This is a genomic window from Novosphingobium sp. YAF33 (genome assembly GCF_052113265.1).
Taxonomy (GTDB): Bacteria; Pseudomonadota; Alphaproteobacteria; order Sphingomonadales; family Sphingomonadaceae; genus Novosphingobium.
This window is the reverse complement of the sequence record NZ_JBFRCW010000005.1, coordinates 203198-218274: the sequence shown is the minus strand read 5'-3', so window position 1 is coordinate 218274 and position 15077 is coordinate 203198. Positions and strand designations below refer to the sequence as shown.

Annotated in this window: 10 protein-coding genes; 1 reads left to right on the top strand and 9 read right to left on the bottom strand. The window is 66.5% G+C overall.

All coding sequences use genetic code 11. The features are described 5' to 3' along the window. Window positions 1-111 precede the first annotated feature (111 nt). Both AB4Z00_RS12055 and AB4Z00_RS12050 read right to left on the bottom strand, forming a co-directional pair. Window positions 112-1824, bottom strand: a complete 1713-nt coding sequence (locus AB4Z00_RS12055) for a GH39 family glycosyl hydrolase (protein WP_442046116.1) — start codon at window positions 1822-1824, stop codon at window positions 112-114. 37 nt (window positions 1825-1861) lie between these two features. Next, window positions 1862-4627 carry a TonB-dependent receptor gene (locus AB4Z00_RS12050; protein WP_442046115.1) on the bottom strand — a complete coding sequence of 922 codons (2766 nt, stop codon included), beginning with the start codon at window positions 4625-4627 and terminating at the stop codon, window positions 1862-1864. Between the two features lie 184 nt (window positions 4628-4811). On the opposite strand from AB4Z00_RS12050, the gene AB4Z00_RS12045 reads away from it, so the two are divergent. Beyond that, window positions 4812-5546: a FadR/GntR family transcriptional regulator gene (locus tag AB4Z00_RS12045; RefSeq protein ID WP_132266778.1), complete on the top strand. Its 735-nt coding sequence runs from the start codon at window positions 4812-4814 to the stop codon at window positions 5544-5546. A gap of 54 nt (window positions 5547-5600) precedes the next feature. On the opposite strand, the gene AB4Z00_RS12040 is transcribed toward AB4Z00_RS12045, so the two are convergent. The 7 genes from AB4Z00_RS12040 to AB4Z00_RS12010 all read right to left on the bottom strand — a co-directional run bounded on the left by AB4Z00_RS12040 (window position 5601) and on the right by AB4Z00_RS12010 (window position 15030). After that, window positions 5601-7241, bottom strand: a complete 1641-nt coding sequence (locus AB4Z00_RS12040) for a S10 family peptidase (protein ID WP_442046114.1) — start codon at window positions 7239-7241, stop codon at window positions 5601-5603. Between the two features lie 115 nt (window positions 7242-7356). Continuing rightward, complete coding sequence (locus AB4Z00_RS12035) at window positions 7357-7611, bottom strand: hypothetical protein (RefSeq protein ID WP_134094381.1); 255 nt, start codon at window positions 7609-7611, stop codon at window positions 7357-7359. Between the two features lie 113 nt (window positions 7612-7724). Continuing rightward, window positions 7725-8654, bottom strand: a complete 930-nt coding sequence (locus AB4Z00_RS12030) for a histone deacetylase family protein (RefSeq protein WP_442046113.1) — start codon at window positions 8652-8654, stop codon at window positions 7725-7727. 84 nt (window positions 8655-8738) lie between these two features. Continuing rightward, on the bottom strand, window positions 8739-9746 hold the full coding sequence (locus AB4Z00_RS12025) for a DUF2891 domain-containing protein (RefSeq protein WP_132266786.1): 1008 nt from the start codon (window positions 9744-9746) through the stop codon (window positions 8739-8741). Further along, on the bottom strand, window positions 9743-10696 hold the full coding sequence (locus AB4Z00_RS12020; protein WP_132266788.1) for a DUF979 domain-containing protein: 954 nt from the start codon (window positions 10694-10696) through the stop codon (window positions 9743-9745). The genes AB4Z00_RS12025 and AB4Z00_RS12020 overlap by 4 nt, the downstream gene beginning before the upstream one ends. Next, window positions 10693-11382, bottom strand: a complete 690-nt coding sequence (locus AB4Z00_RS12015) for a 5-oxoproline transporter, DUF969 family subunit (RefSeq protein WP_442046112.1) — start codon at window positions 11380-11382, stop codon at window positions 10693-10695. Before AB4Z00_RS12015 ends, AB4Z00_RS12020 begins: the two co-directional genes overlap by 4 nt. Window positions 11383-11406: 24 nt before the next feature. Next, the gene (locus AB4Z00_RS12010; RefSeq protein ID WP_442046111.1) at window positions 11407-15030 is read right to left on the bottom strand and encodes a hydantoinase B/oxoprolinase family protein; all 3624 of its coding nucleotides are present in this window, start codon (window positions 15028-15030) and stop codon (window positions 11407-11409) included. Between the last annotated feature and the right edge of the window lie 47 nt (window positions 15031-15077).

Sequence of the window (15077 nt, the reverse complement as noted above, 5' to 3'; positions counted from 1 at the left end):
CCGCAATCGCCCAGCGTCCCCGTATCGGACCTGATCCTGTCTCAGGCCTTGCCCCTGTCCCTGTCCCTGTCCCTGCCCCTGTCCCGGCCACGGCTTCCACGTCCGCCATCCTCACTGGGCGTCGAGCATGACCAGGGCGACGCCCTGACGCGGCAGGCGCAGCGAGACACGGGCATCCTTGCCGCTTGCGCTCACGGCGATCCGCTCCGCCTGCATGCGCGACGCGGCTTCCAGCTGGGCATATTGGTTCTGGTCGGGAGACTGGGGCGATCCCATCTTCTGCCAGGCCGCGAAGGCATTGGCGTGATCGCGGTCCACCCGCCACAGGCTCGCCCCGGCAGGCGCGACCTTGAGGCCCTTGAGGTTGACGGTCACCTGGGCGTCGGGCCCGGCGACGTCATCGTCGTGATAGTGCCAGAGCAGCAGCGCCACTTTGCCCTCGGCCGTCCGCGTGGCGATGGAGCCGATGTCGGCATTGCCTTGCACGCCTTGCGCCATCACGGCTTCGAGCGGGATCTGCGCGGCGTTGACCGTCGCCAGCTTCGTCTCGCCAAGCTGGGCGAACATGCGGAATACGTTGAGCACCGGCAGGTCGACGCCATTCGTGGAAAGCTGGCGATAGCCGGCGAACCAGGGCTGGTCTTCGAACTCGAAGGACCAGGACAGCACGCCTTCCAGGTTGACCTTGCGCTTCTGCGCCAGTTCCCAGATCCGCGCGAAGCTGGCCGCCGTGTAGCTGGAATACATCGTGCCGTTGCGATAGTCGTTCTGCGGGCCGGGGCAGGCCGCGCAGCCCTCCGGATCGCTTTCGCCGATCACCACCGGCTTGCCCGCCAGCGCAGGGATCGACAGCACTTTGGTGAAACCGCCATCGGTCTCGCGCAGATGCGTGGCTATGCCCATGCGGACATGCCCGTCCACGAAGGAGGGCTTGCCCTTGGCATGGAACGAGAGAAAATCGGTGGGCGTGCCGGTCTCGCCGGTCGCATAGTTCTTCCCCGAGGATACGTGCTTGAGGAAACCGTCCATGAACGTGCCGCCGGGCCCCGCCACATCCGGCCCACCCACGCGCGCGCTCGGCAGGGCCTTGCGGATCGCTGCAATGGCGTAGTCGTGCAGCTTGTAGAATTCCTCGGGACTTGCCGACCAGTAGAAGTTGGAATTGGGTTCGTTCCAGACTTCGAAGTACCAGCTTTCCACCTCCGCCTTGCCGTAGCGCTCGATATTGTGGAGCGTCCACTGGCGCACCAGTTCCGCCCACTTCTCGTAATCCTTCGGCGGATAGGTCCAGCCGGTGGCGATCAGTTTGTAGTCGAAGCCTGGGCGCCAGCTATGCTGGTAAGGCGTACCCTTGGGCGCGCTGGAAAGCGCCTCCGGCATGAAGCCGATCTGGAGATAGGGCCGCACGCCGCGCGCCAGATAGGCGTCGATGATCCCGTCCACCACCGTCCAGTCGTAGACCGGCTTGCCGTCCTTGCCTTCGCTGTAGGCATTGGTGCTGCCCCACTTGAAGGCCGGCGTGCCGTCGCCCGAACTCAGGAGGTTATGAGCGCGGAAGTAGACCTGGCCGGACTTCAATTTGCCCAGTTCGACCAGCAGCTTGCGGCCGTCCTTCATCGTCGCGTAGTTCGGCTCGTCGGCGCCGAAGAACCGCCACACGGGGGGCAGCTTGCCCTCGGCCCGGGCGGTATCGACGGTGACGGTCACGTCCCTCGCGGTATCGGCCAGCGCCGTCCCGGCCTTGCCGGCCGCCGCCTGCGCATGGACCGGCAGGGGAAGCGTCATGAACGCGGCCATTGCAGCGATCGCCCTGGATATCGTCATCGGGTCATCCTCTTGAATGGGAGCATTGCCAAAGTCCTCACATCTTGGCCCGGAAACCGAGCGCGATGGTGCGGGTGTAAAGGACCGTATCGCGCGGGAAGAGCGCCGGGTCGTTGAAAGAGGTCTTGTAAAGGTTCTTCAACACATTGGTCGCGTCCAGCACGACCGTGAAGTCCGGATTGATCTCATAGGAGAATGACAGGTCAAGGTTGCTGATCTGTCCATTGGTGATGAAATTCGGATTGATGCCGGTGAAGTGCAGTCCGGCGTTGTACTTGTCGCGCCAGACATAGGATGCCCGGCCCGAGAAACCGCCCTTCTCATAGATCAGCGTCGCGCTGGCGGAATACTTGGAGACGTTCTGGAACGGGATGTCCATGTATCCGGTGACGCCCGGCAGGGGAGAGAGCGCCTTGTTCTTGCCGTCGATATAGGTGCCGTTCGCGCTCACGCCGATGCCGTCGAGCCAGGTGGGCAGCCCCTTGGGGAACAGGGTCACACCGCCCTCGATCCCCTGGATCTTGCCCGAGCCCGAGTTTTCCGGCCGGGTGATCTGGTAGACGCCGTTGTCGGCCCCGAGATAGTCGATATCGAAATTGCTGGTGACGGACTGGATGAAGCCCGTCACGTCGCGGCGGAACAGGGTGGCGGTGATCGAGCTGGACCGATCGATGTACCATTCCAGCGACAAGTCGTAATTGTCCGAGCGGATCGGCTTCAGGTCGGCATTGCCGCTGCTGCCGCGTCCGAAAGGCTGCTGTCCCGGGACGGGCGGCGTCAGCGTCACTGCCGGGTTGAGCTGGGCGAAGCTGGGCCGGGTGATCGTCTTGCTGGCGGCGAAGCGCAGGAACAGATTGTCCTTCAGCTTGTAGCGCAGCGCCAGGCTGGGCAGGACGTCGGTGCTCTCGTTGCGGATCGTGACGGGCGAGGTCGCCCCGCGCAGGACCAGGAAGGCGTTCGACGTGATGTCGGTGCGGATAACCCGCAAGCCGATCTGCCCGTCCAGCCGCCCCGCCTCGATATTGGCCTGCAGATAGCCGGCATAGTTCTTCTCGGTGATGTCGAAGTGCTGCGTATCCTGGAAAGCCGGATCGGCGGCGGCCAAGCCGAACGTCTGGCGCAAGTCGCCGATCCGATCGAGCAGGTAGCTGGTGGAAGGCGTCGCCCATTGCCGCACATAGGGCCGCGTGCCCTTGTAGAACCCGCCGGGAGTCAGCGTCATCAGGCCGGGCAGATCGTCCGCCTTGATGGAGTAGCACTTGACCGCGCCGGTGGCGGCGCAATTGACGGTCTGCACGAAGGAGTCCGACCTCGCATCCCGTTTGCTGATGCGGGCGCCGGCGTCGATCCCGGAAAAGATCAGGAATGGCGAGCGGTAGGAGACGTCCGCACGCCACGCCAGCTCCTTGCCGTCACCCACGGTGCGCGTCGTCGAGAGGCGCGAGAGATAATAGCGTGACGGATCGGCGATGTCGTCGGCGGGGAGCACGAAAGTCGGCGTTCCCGAACCATTGTTGAACACCGCATCCGTGCGCGCGGCGATGAAATCGACATCGAGGTTGTTGGCGATGTCGGTGGCCTTGGAGCGCGTATAGGAAAACTCGCTCGATGCCTCCCAGTCGCCGCTCTTCCAATCCGCCCCGAGCGCGCCCTGGTAGCGGTCCGCGGTGTTCTGGTAGGCTTGCCCGAACTGCGCCACGCGCCCGCCGGCGATGCTCAGCGACTGCACCAGCTTGGTGTCGTCCACGAACTGGAGCGGCGAGAGCAGCGTGCCGTTCATCGAGGTGAAGTTCTGGTTGCCGTTGCCCTTTTCGCGGTAGCCGTAGAACAGGCCGTCGGCATGGACGGTCAGCCGGTCGTCCGGCGCCCATTGCAGCGCGACGTTCACGGCGGGCCGCTTGCGCGTGCCGATCCGGTCGAAGGCGCCGATGACATCCGTGCGGAACACCCGTGGGTCGGCGGCGCCGGTACCGCGCGGGTCGAGCGGTACGCCGGGCGTGTAAGGCGCGCGGCTGTTGTCGAGATTGTAGCCGAAGTAGCCGCCGCCGAAGATGGTCTCGTCGCGGTAGCGGGTCTGGTGGAACGAAACGCTCACCAGCGCGCCGATCTCGCCCATGCCGGTGGACCAGCGATCGGTCAGCAATGCGCTGGCATAGGGATCGATCTTGTCGGCCTGCTCGCTGTAAACCTCACGGCCGGCCAGCGCGAGCTGGAAACCCTTGAAGTCGAACGGCCGCCTGGTCCGCACGTCGATAAGACCGGCGATGCCGCCTTCGAGCTGCTCCGCGGAACGGGACTTGTAGACGTCGACGCCGGCCACCAGATCCGCCGGAACGTCTGCAAGCGAGAGCGAGCGGCCGGTGGTGGTGAAGATATTGCGCCCATTGATGAGCGTCACCACATCGGGCAGCCCGCGGATCAGCACGGTGGCGGATTCCCCGCGGGCGCGCGGAGCGACCTGGACGCCGGGCACACGCTGGAGCGCTTCCACGACATTGTTGTCCGGCAGCTTGCCGATGTCCTCGGCCACGACCGAGTCGACCAGTTGCTGGGCGTTGCGCTTGATGTTCTGCGCGGAAGAGAGGCTGGCCCGCATGCCGGTGACGATGATGTCCTGGCTGGAAACGCCCGGGTCCGGCGCTTCGCCCCCGGCTGCCACGGCCTGAGCGGCATCCTGCGCAGAGTCTGGCCCGGAAACCTGTGCGGCGTTCCGTGCTGCGTCCTGAGCAGCGTGGGCGGTGCCTGATAGCGTGAAAAGGATGGCGATCGCGGATGCGCTGCCCAGACCAAATCCAGTTTTCATGATATCCCCTCCGAGTCTGTCTTTTATTTCTCATACTAGATTGCCGATCATTCCCAGCATGACAAGCCTGATTCCGGCATATCGCCGCCTCAGAGCCAAATTTGGCGTTTTTTTCTCATACTAGATGTGCGCGACAACGTCGCTCCGGGCTTGACGTCAGCGCGAGGACCGCAGACGAGGGGGGATGAGCGTTGAAGACGACCATCCCCTGTCGCGGCACGCGACGCAGCCGACACGGGCGATCCATGATCGGATCGCACACGACCTGGCGATCGCGATCGTCGGAGGCCGCTACCAGCCCGGCGAAATGCTTCCGGGGGAAGAGCGCTACAGCGCGGAACAGGGCGTTTCGCGCACCGCCTACCGGGAAGCCGTGCGTGTTCTTTCCGCCAAGGGCCTGGTCTATAGCCGCACCAAGAGCGGCACCCGCATCAACGAGCGTCTGCGCTGGAACATCCTAGACCTCGATGTTCTGGCCTGGATGTTCGAGGCCGGGCCGACGCCGGAATTCCTGCGGGACATCTTCGAACTGCGCACCGTGGTCGAACCCGCCGCAGCCCAGTTCGCGGCCATGCGCCGCGACGGACAGGACATCTCGCGCATGGGTCACGCGCTGGAGGAAATGCGCCGTTTCGGGCTACAGACCTCGGAAGGCCGTGCGGCGGACCAGAGCTTTCACAACCTGATCCTGATGGCCACCCGCAACGAGGCGCTCATCAATCTGGCCACTTCGGTGACCGCCGTGGTCGCCTGGACCACTCGCTTCGCCCGCGACGAACGCAAGGAATCGCGCGATCCCATGCCGGATCACGATGCCGTGTTCGACGCCATCCTGCGCGGGGACCCCGAAGACGCGCGGCTCAAGATGCTCGCCCTCATCGGCAATGCCTCGCGCGATGCGGGAATGTCGGGCGCTTAGAGGCCAGGACCTCGTTTATTTTTCATACGGGATTCGGCGCTTGCGACAGTTCCGTCAGCGACCCGTTCCGCTGCCGCCTGACGTCTTGCTGATGAAGGCGGCCACGTTGTCGTGAAGGGCGTGAAGTGACGGCAGGTGCGCGTAGACCATGTGGCCCGACTCGTAATACTGATACTCGACATTCGCCTGCAGGGCGGGTGGCACCGGCAAGTGCCGCATCTCGAACACGCCTTCGAAATAGGGCGTCGAAACGTCGTAATAGCCGCCGTTGACCATGACCTTCATCGTCGGATTCTGCTTCATCGCGATGGCCAGGTCCGGCAGCACATTGGGCAGCGCGATCAACGGCTTCCCGGCGGCGGGCGGCTTGTGCCGATAGTCCCAGCTGCCATAGATGCCGATGCCGGGCTTGAACTGCTTCTCGCCGCCCTCGCCCGCCGCGTAATGCAGAGTGCCGCGCGCATACTGGTTGAAGGCGGCAACGTAGGCGCCCTCCAGCGCCGCGCTCTGCGGGTCGTAGTCCGCCACTTTGCTGAGCGGATCGAGCGTCGCCCCGGCGAAGCGCGTGTCCAGAGTGCCGGTTGTCAGTCCCTGGTCCGACAGCAGTTCCTTCTGGAAAGCACCATATTCGATCCTGAGATTGGTCTTCAGGAGATAGTCGGCCGATAGGCCCGTATAGGCCGCCAGTCGGTCCGCGATTTGCCGCCGCTCGGCGTCGGTCAGCGCATTGCCCTTCATCAGCGCCTGGGCATATTCCCCGGTGGCGAAGGCCTCCACTTGCGCCAGAAACGCCTTGAGATCGTCCGGCCGGTCAGCCAGCTTGCGATGATACCATGCCGTCGCCGCGTAAGTCGGCAAGGCCACGATGTAGGGCAGATCGACCGAGGGATTGGACTGCGGATCGTCGGGCATCAGATCCCAGTTCAGGATGTCCGACAGCAGGATCACGCCGTTCAGGTCGATCGAACGCGCCTGCAGCGCCAGGGTCATGCCGGCCGCCCGCATCGTGCCGTAGCTTTCGCCGAACAGGTACTTGGGCGAATTCCAGCGACCGTATTTCGAGAGGAATTGCTCCACGAATTGCGAAAAGGCGTCGATGTCCTGGTCCACGCCATAGAAGGCCTTGGCCTTGTCCTTCCCCGCGATGCGGCTGAAGCCGGTGCCCGGTGCATCGATGAACACGAGGTCGCTGGCGTCGAGCAGGCTCGCGTCGTTATTGACGGTATTGTACGGCGCCGGCCCGGTATGGGCGCTGTCGGCGGTTTCCACCCGCACCGGACCGAAGGCGCCCATGTGGAGCCAGACGCTCGACGATCCGGGACCGCCGTTGAAAAGGAAGGTGATCGGGCGACCGGGCGTCCGCACGCCGTCCTTGAAATAGGCGGTGTAGAACATCGAGGCCTCGGCCTTGCCGCCCTTCTTTTCGTCCTCGTCTTCGGACGAACGGGCATCGAGGGCGTCGGTGTCTTCCCATCCCTTGGCATGAACCACCAGCGTGCCCGCCACGGCGTGGTAGGCCAGGCGCGATCCCGCGATCGAAACCGCGCCCGTGGACTGCACCGCTTCGGGCTGGAACAGCGCGGGGTTTTCGGCATCGCCCGCAGGCACGTCCGGCGCGCTGGCCGCAGGCGCGGCAAACGCGGCAGACGCGGCCAGGAGCGAGGCGAGCGGCAGGGCGGCCAAAGAATACTTCATCCAGCGTCTTTCGGGAAAATGCGGCCGCATCGTCAGGCCGCGATACCATTTTCGATGACACGCCCGCCCCGTTTCCGAATGGCCGGTGCGCCGCAATCCGCCCGGTGCGAGGGGATTATTCGTAATGCGGATCCTGGAGTGCGTTCATCCAGTCGGGACACTTGTTCTCCGCCTCGCCGCGAAAGGCTTCGCTGTTGAAGGCCATGAAATCGTGAGCGGCGTCCCGCGCCGTCATGTCGGCGGGGATGCGGTAGCTCGCCGCCACCGCGTCACCGCAAGCCGCGGTCCAGCCGGCGACGTCTCTTTCCCGCTGCATCCAGAGCTGGACCAGCCAGAGAAAATCGTGGCGCTTGTCCTGCATCGTCGGCATCATGCAAGTCCTTCAAAAGTGACAGAGACGCTTGGTTGCATGGCGGGATCGCCCGTGCAACCTCCCGCACGCCCCGCTTCGAAAAATCGACCTGTTCCCGAGGCCGCGATATCTCAGGCACCATGACCGGCCGCCTCGCCTGCCGCATTGTGCAGGCCCGCGCCCAGGGCGAGAACGGTGCGGGCGTGCCTGCCCGCCACGGCGGCGCGGTCCGCGCCGTAGCCGCCGCCCAGAGTGCTCGCCAAGGGGAGGCCGCGCCGCCGCGCTTCGCGCGCGACCATCCGGTCCCGCGCGAGCAGGCCGTCATCGGACAGCGCCAGTCGGCCCAGTCGGTCGTCACCATGAGCGTCGACACCGGCCTGCATGAGGATCAGGTCCGGCATGAATTCATCGAGCACACCCGGCAGCGTGCGGCCAAGGATATCCATGTAGGCGGCATCGCCCATCCCGTCGGGCAGCGCGATATCCAGGGAGGAGCGCGCCTTACGGGTGGGGAAGTTCTTCTCCGCATGGAGGGACAAGGTGAATATGTCGCCGCGACCGGCAGTCAGCGCCGCGGTGCCGTCTCCCTGGTGAACGTCGAGGTCCAGGATCAGGATATGGGCGGCATCGCCCTCCTCGATCAGCCGGTTCGCGGCCACGGCCAGATCGTTGAACACGCAGTAGCCCGCCCCTGTATCCGCCAGCGCGTGATGACTGCCGCCCGCGCTGTTGGCCGCATAGCCGTGCCGCAAGGCGAGCTTCGCCGCGAGCCAGGTGCCGCCGACGGAAAGCTGCGATCTCCGGGAAATGCCCGCGTCCACCGCAAACCCGATCCTGCGCACCTTGGCGGCCGGAACGGTGCAGCTGAGAACTTCCTCGACATAGTCCGGGTCATGGACGGCTTCGAGCCAGCGGCGCGGCATCGCTTCCGGCAGGTGCTCGGTCATGGGCGCATGGCTGGCGCGAAGCGCGTGCATCACCAGCGCATATTTGTCGTGAAGAAATGTCCCGGCCGCCCTTGTCGGGACCACATATGCGGGATGGTGGACGACATGCAGCATCGCCCGGCAGACTAGCGGTCCCGGCAGTGGCCGTCGAGCCCGCGCACCAGAGCCGGCGCGGGCCCGCTTGCCGATCGCCCGGCGCTAGAGTCCCGGGCTGCCGATTGCCAGCAGGGCAAACGTCGCCAGCCAGTGCTCGCCCATATAGTCGCCCGCGACATGAGGCAGCGCGGCCTGCAGATGCCGTTCGGCTATCGCGGCGCCTTCGCGGCGGACGAAATGGCCCTCGGGCAGCCGCGCCGCTATCTGGCGCCAGCACCAGGCCCGGCTGAGGTTCAGCCCGTCGAGATGCGCGATCTTGCCGTCAGTGCGGTCCGAAACGAAAGCCGGAACCGTGAGAGTCCGGGGCTGCCCCTCGGCAATGTCCGGGAGGAAAGCATCGAACCAGAGCGCGAAGGCGGCCGGGGGCAGGACGCGGCTCATGGCCAGGGCCTCGGTCAGTGTCGGCGAGAGGAATTCGTCGCCCGACGGCTCCCAGGCCTGGGCCGCGCGGTCCTCGGCGAACCAGTCCTGCAGCCGGCTCTCGATCAGACCGGCAAGGTCGGCGCGCCGCGATGCCGCCCATTCATGGGCCAGGACAAGCGCGAAGGCCGAATTGCTGTGGATGCCGTGGCGGATCGGGTAAGTGAGCTTCGGCAGGTAGTCCGCGAAACGCTGCGCGAAGATATCCGCCAGCGGTGCCAGGGCCTCCGCCCAGGCGCCATCCTCATGCAGCGAGAGTTCGTGATGGAGCGCCAGCAGCCATCCCCAACCGTAAGGCCGTTCGAAGCCCTGCGACAGGGGGCGGGCCAGATAGGCGATCTCGCCGGCGATCTTCCCGGGCACCAGCATCGCATCCGCATGCGCGCGAATGGCCGGCGCTTCCGGGATCTGGGGGAACTGGCGCAGCAGCCGCATCACCTGCCACCAGCCATGGACGCAGCTGTGCCAGTCGAAACTGCCGTAGAACACGGGATGCATCGCGGAAGGCGTCTGCGCGTCCTCCGGCCCGGCGAGCACATGGTCGAGCTTGTTGGGATATTCGCGGCCGAGGTGGCCAAGGGTGAGCTGCGCAAAGCGCGAGGCGTGTTCCGCCGTCAGGATCGTGGTCATCGCGAGAACCCCAGGAAGTAGAGAAGGAATATATTGGCCACCAGCATGGCCAGCGCGGTGGGCGCCTGCGCGCGAATGACGCCGTAAGTGTCGCGCAAGTTCAGCAGGGCCGCCGGCACCAGGTTGAAATTCGCCGCCATGGGCGTGAGCAGCGTGCCGCAGAACCCGGCCAGCATGCCGATCGCGGCCACGGCTGCCGGGTCGCCGTGCTGCACGTTGACCAGCAGAGGCGCGCCCATCGCCGCGAACATGACCGGAAACGCGGCCAGGGCATTGCCCATCAGCACGGTGAGAAGCGCCATGCCCGTGCAATAGAGCGCCACTTGCGCCAGCAGGCTGCCGCCGGTGTCGACGTAGTCCAGCAGGTGCCCCACCGCCGAACCCATTCCCGCCGCGGCGTAGATGATGCCAAGGCTGGCGAGGAGCTGAGGCATCAGGATCGCCCAGCCCAGGCCGTCGGCCAGCCGCACACCTTCGCGCAGCGGCGCCTGCGCCTTCGTCCGGAACCAGACCATGCAGATCACGGTCGAGACCACCGCCCCCAGCGCCAGCGAGACCAGCGTGGCGTCGGAAGCCTTGACGATCCCGGGCACCGACTTGAACAGCACCGTTCCTCCCAGCGCTATGGCCGGGATGGCCAGGGCAGGCAGGAACAGGCGGTTGCCGTAACGCCGGGCAGAGGCTTCCAGCGCGGTTGCGCTCGCGGTCCCGTCACTCTCGGGCGGCGCCGCTCCGGTACGTCCCGAAGCCGCGACGACGACGATGACGATGGCGAGCAGACCGTTGGCCATGTCGCCGATATAGTCGCCCAGCAGGAAGCTCAGCGCGATCAGCCCCCAGAGGAGCGCCGTGGCGCGGCCCTTGCGGTCCCGGCGGTGCCACGCCGTGACCAGCGCGAAGCCAAGAAACATGGCGCCCGCCAGCGCATAGACGAGTTCGAGGCCGATCACGCTGCCGAATCCGTCGATGAATCTGCAGCAGCATCCGCATCTGGGCGCTTCCGGCGATCCAGCAGCATCACCCGCGTGCCATGGATCAGCAAGGCCGCGATCGCCGTCGGCACGGCCCACATCGAAAGCGCGAAGGGTTCGGCCTTCATGCCATAGCCTTCCATCACGCCTTTCATCAGCAGGATGGAGCCGATCGCGAGAAAGATGTCCTCCCCGAAGAACAGGCCGATGTTGTCCGTCGCCGCCGCGAGCGCTTTCGCGCGGTCGCTGTCGTGCCCCGATCCGTCCTTCTCGGCCGCCGCTTCCGCCATCGGCGCCAGCATGGGACGCACCATCGTCACTTGTCCGCCAAGTTGCGTCAGGCCCACGGCGGAAGTCAGCTGGCGGGCGAGCAGGTAAGCCAGCAGCAGGCGGCCCAGCGTGATGCCGCGCAAACCGCGCATGAGCTGTTTCGCGCGCTCCTGCAGCCCATGGCGTTCCAGCAGCCCGATGGTGGGGATCACCAGGAAGACCGCCGTGACGAACTTGTTGGCATTGAAGGCGGCGCCGAACCGGGCGAGCAGGTCGAGGAACGGCAGGCCCGCCGCCAGCCCCGCCGTAGCGGCCGAAGCCAGCACCACGGCCAGCGGATTGACCCGGACGACGAGCCCGGCGACCAGGACGACGACGGCTAACAGAACCAGCATGTCATGCTTTCCCCTCGAAGCGGTTCAGACCGCGGCGTCGGAATCGGCCGGCGCCCCGAAGCCGCCGCCGCCCGGCGTTTCTATGACGATGGCGTCGCCGGGTGCCAGCGGCGTTTCCGCCGTGCCGGCCAGATCGCTCCGCGATCCGTCCCGGCGCTCCACCCATTGCCGGCCCGGCTGCCCCGCCGCGCCGCCGTCGAGACCGAACGGCCCTTCGCTACGCCGCGACGAAACGATGGTGGCGGTCAGCGGCTCCAGCGCCATGATCCTGCGCACCACGCCGTCACCGCCGCGATGCCGCCCCTCTCCGCCCGATCCCTTGCGGATCGCAAACGTTTCGAGCCGCACCGGGTAGCGCATTTCCAGCACTTCGGGATCGGTGATGCGCGTGTTGGTCATGTGGGTGTGAACGGCAGAAGCCCCGTGCGCGCGCGGACTGGCCCCGGCGCCTCCGCATATCGTCTCGTAGTACTGCACCCGCTCGTTGCCGAACAGGAAGTTGTTCATCGTCGCCTGCGCGCTGGCCGTGGCGCCGAGCGCGCCGAGCAGGGCATTGCAGACCGCCTGGCTCACCTCGGTATTGCCGGCCACCACCGCCGCGCCGGGATGGGGCGAGAGGAAAGTTCCCTCCGGCACGACGATGTCGAGCGGCACGAGGCACCCTTCGTTGAGCGGCAGGTCGGCATCGACGAGGCAGCGGAAAGCATAGAGCACCGAAGCGCGCGTGACGGCAGGCGGGGCGTTGAAGTTGCCCGGCCGCTGTGCATCGGTGCCGGTGAAGTCGATCGTGGCGCTGCGGCGCGCGCGGTCCACCGTCACGCTCACCCGCAGGCGGGCGCCGTCGTCCATGCGGTAATCGAATACACCGTCGCCGATCCGGTCGATCACCCGGCGCAGGCTCTCTTCGGCATTGGCCATCATGTGGCCGACATATGTCGAGACCGTCGGCCAGCCATAGCGGCGCATCAGGCCCAGGATCTCGCGGATGCCGGTCTCGTTGGCCGCAACCTGGGCCTTGAGATCGGCGACGTTCATGTCGGGATTGCGCGCCGGATAGCGGGCAGAGCACAGCAGTTCGCGCAAGGCCGCCTCGCGGAATGCACCGCCTTCGAGCAGGAGGAAATCGTCGATGACGACGCCTTCCTCCTCCAGGCTGGTCGAATCCGCAGGCGTGGAGCCCGGCGCGATGCCCCCGATGTCGGCATGATGGCCGCGGTTGGCCACGAAGAAGCGGATGTGCTCGCCCGCCTCGTCGAAGACCGGCGCCACCAGGGTGACATCGGGCAAGTGAGTGCCGCCGCGGTAGGGATCGTTGAGCGCGACCATGTCCCCGGGCTGGAGGCTGTCGCCCCGCGCGGCCAGCACCGCACGCACGCTCTCGCCCATCGCGCCGAGATGGACCGGCACATGCGGGGCATTGGCGATCAGCTGGCCGCCCGCGTCGAAGAGCGCGCAGGAGAAATCGAGCCGCTCCTTGATATTGACGCTGGTGGAGGTATGCCGCAGCACCGCGCCCATCTGCTCGGCAACGGCCATGAACATGTTGTTGAACAGTTCGAGCATCATAGGATCGGCCACGCCGCCATCGTCGCGGCGCTTGCGGTCTGCCGATGCGCCTTCCTGCCGCAGGACGAGGTTGCCCCAGTCGTCGGTCGTTGCCGTCCAGCCGGGTTCCACCACCGTGGTGGCCAGCGGCTCGCGAACGAGCGCCGGGCCGACGATGCGGTCCCCCGCCAGCAAAGCCGCGCGGTCATGAACGTCGGCCAGGGCCTCCGCGCCGTTCGCCCAGAGCGGCATGCGCGTGAGCACCGGCGGCAGCGCGCCTTCCGGCCGCCGCGCCAGTCGCGGCATCGCCGCCGGTTCGCCCGGCAGGATCACTTCCACCTCGATACTGTCGATCACCAGCCCGCGACCTGGCGTGGAGAACCCGAAACGCGCGACATGCGCCGCATCGAAGGCCAGGGTCATGGCGGCATCATCGTCCAGCGCAACGGCAATGCCGGTATCCGTGCCTTCGTAGCGCAAATGCACGCGGGCCTCGGTCCGCAGCAGCGCTTCGTCGCCGGACTGCACGATCGAGCGGGCCAGCTCCGCCGCGATCTGCCGCGCATCCGCGCTTGCCGCGGCGGCCGCAGCGCCATCGAGCGGGCGCTCCACGGCCACGCGGCGCACTTCGCTGCGGTCGGCCAGGCCCATGCCATAGGCCGACAGGACGCCCGCGAAGGGATGGATGAAGACCGTGGAGATGCCCAGTTCCTGCGCGACCATGCAGGCATGCTGGCCGCCAGCGCCGCCGAAGCACTGCAAGGTGAAATCGGCAAGGTCGTTCCCGCGCTCGGTGGAGACTTCCTTGATGGCGCGCGCCATGGCGGCCACGGCCACGCGCACGAAGCTCTCTGCCACTTCGCGGGGGTCGGAAGACCGCCCCGTCGCCGCCGCGACCTCCTGTGCGAGCGCGGCAAAGCCCTGTGCCACCACTTCGCGGTCCAGCGGCAGGGTTCCTTCCGGCCCGAAGATCGCCGGGAAGAACGCGGGCGCGATCCGGCCCAGCATGACATTGGCATCGGTTACCGTCAGCGGGCCGCCGCGGCGATAACAGGCCGGCCCCGGATCGGCCGCAGCACTGTCCGGCCCGACGCGGTAGCGCGCGCCGTCGAAGTGCAGGATCGATCCGCCCCCCGCCGCCACCGTATTGATCGCGATCATCGGCACGCGGACTTTGGCACCCGCCACTTCGGCGTCGACCACCCGCTCCAGCGCCCCGGCATAAAGCGCCACGTCGGTGGACGTGCCGCCCATGTCGAAGCCGATGATGCGATCGAAGCCTGCCGCCTGCGCGGTCCGGGCCGCGCCGATCACGCCTCCTGCCGGGCCGGACAGGATCGCGTCCTTGCCGTGGAACTTGTCATGCTCGGTGAGGCCGCCGTTGGACTGCATGAAATAGAGCGGCACATCGCCCAGCCGGTCCACCACGCGGCCCACGTAGTCGCTCAATACGGGCGAGAGATAGGCATCGACCACGGCCGTCGACGCGCGCGGCACCAGGCCCAGCAGCGCGCTGGTGCCGTGGCTGGTGGAGACTTGCGTGAAGCCGGCCTCCCTGGCCAGTTCCGCCAGCCGCTGCTCGGCCGCGGGGTATTTCCAGCCATGCGCCAGGGCGATGGCGCAGGCCGATATCCCCTCTGCCCGGTGGCGGGCGAACATCCGCGCCGCCGCGTCCTCGTCCAGTTCCGAGATCGTCTGGCCATGTACGTCGCAGCGCCCACCCACTTCCTCGACAGCCGTATAGAGCTGCGAAGGTCGCCGGATATCCAGCGCGAACAGGTCGGGACGGCTCTGGTCGCCGATCTCCAGCAAGTCGCCGAACCCTTCGTCGAGGACCAGGAGCAGCGATGCGCCCTGCCGCTCCAGCAGGGCATTGGTGGCGACGGTGGTGCCCATCTTCACCTCGGCCACCAGTCCTTGGGGCAGAGGCTCGTCCGCCTCCAGCCCCAGCAGGCTGCGAATGCCGGCGGTGGCGGCATCGCGGTAACGCTGCGGGTTTTCGCTGAGCAACTTGGTAGAAACGAAAGTGCCGTCCGGCCTGCGGCCGACGATGTCGGTGAACGTGCCGCCACGGTCTATCCAGAACTGCCAACCCGACGACATCGCACACTCCGATATTTTATCGATAAATTATCAATGAGGGGTCTTGG

What these genes read in the sequence shown, in the direction of transcription:
- AB4Z00_RS12035 (WP_134094381.1), bottom strand. Translation starts at nt 7,611, where the DNA reads ATGCCGACGATGCAGGACAAGCGCCACGATTTTCTCTGGCTGGTCCAG.
- AB4Z00_RS12025 (WP_132266786.1), bottom strand. Translation starts at nt 9,746, where the DNA reads ATGACCACGATCCTGACGGCGGAACACGCCTCGCGCTTTGCGCAGCTC.
- AB4Z00_RS12010 (WP_442046111.1), bottom strand. Translation starts at nt 15,030, where the DNA reads ATGTCGTCGGGTTGGCAGTTCTGGATAGACCGTGGCGGCACGTTCACC.
- AB4Z00_RS12030 (WP_442046113.1), bottom strand. Translation starts at nt 8,654, where the DNA reads ATGCTGCATGTCGTCCACCATCCCGCATATGTGGTCCCGACAAGGGCG.
- AB4Z00_RS12045 (WP_132266778.1), top strand. Translation starts at nt 4,812, where the DNA reads ATGAGCGTTGAAGACGACCATCCCCTGTCGCGGCACGCGACGCAGCCG.
- AB4Z00_RS12050 (WP_442046115.1), bottom strand. Translation starts at nt 4,627, where the DNA reads ATGAAAACTGGATTTGGTCTGGGCAGCGCATCCGCGATCGCCATCCTT.
- AB4Z00_RS12055 (WP_442046116.1), bottom strand. Translation starts at nt 1,824, where the DNA reads ATGACGATATCCAGGGCGATCGCTGCAATGGCCGCGTTCATGACGCTT.
- AB4Z00_RS12040 (WP_442046114.1), bottom strand. Translation starts at nt 7,241, where the DNA reads ATGAAGTATTCTTTGGCCGCCCTGCCGCTCGCCTCGCTCCTGGCCGCG.
- AB4Z00_RS12015 (WP_442046112.1), bottom strand. Translation starts at nt 11,382, where the DNA reads ATGCTGGTTCTGTTAGCCGTCGTCGTCCTGGTCGCCGGGCTCGTCGTC.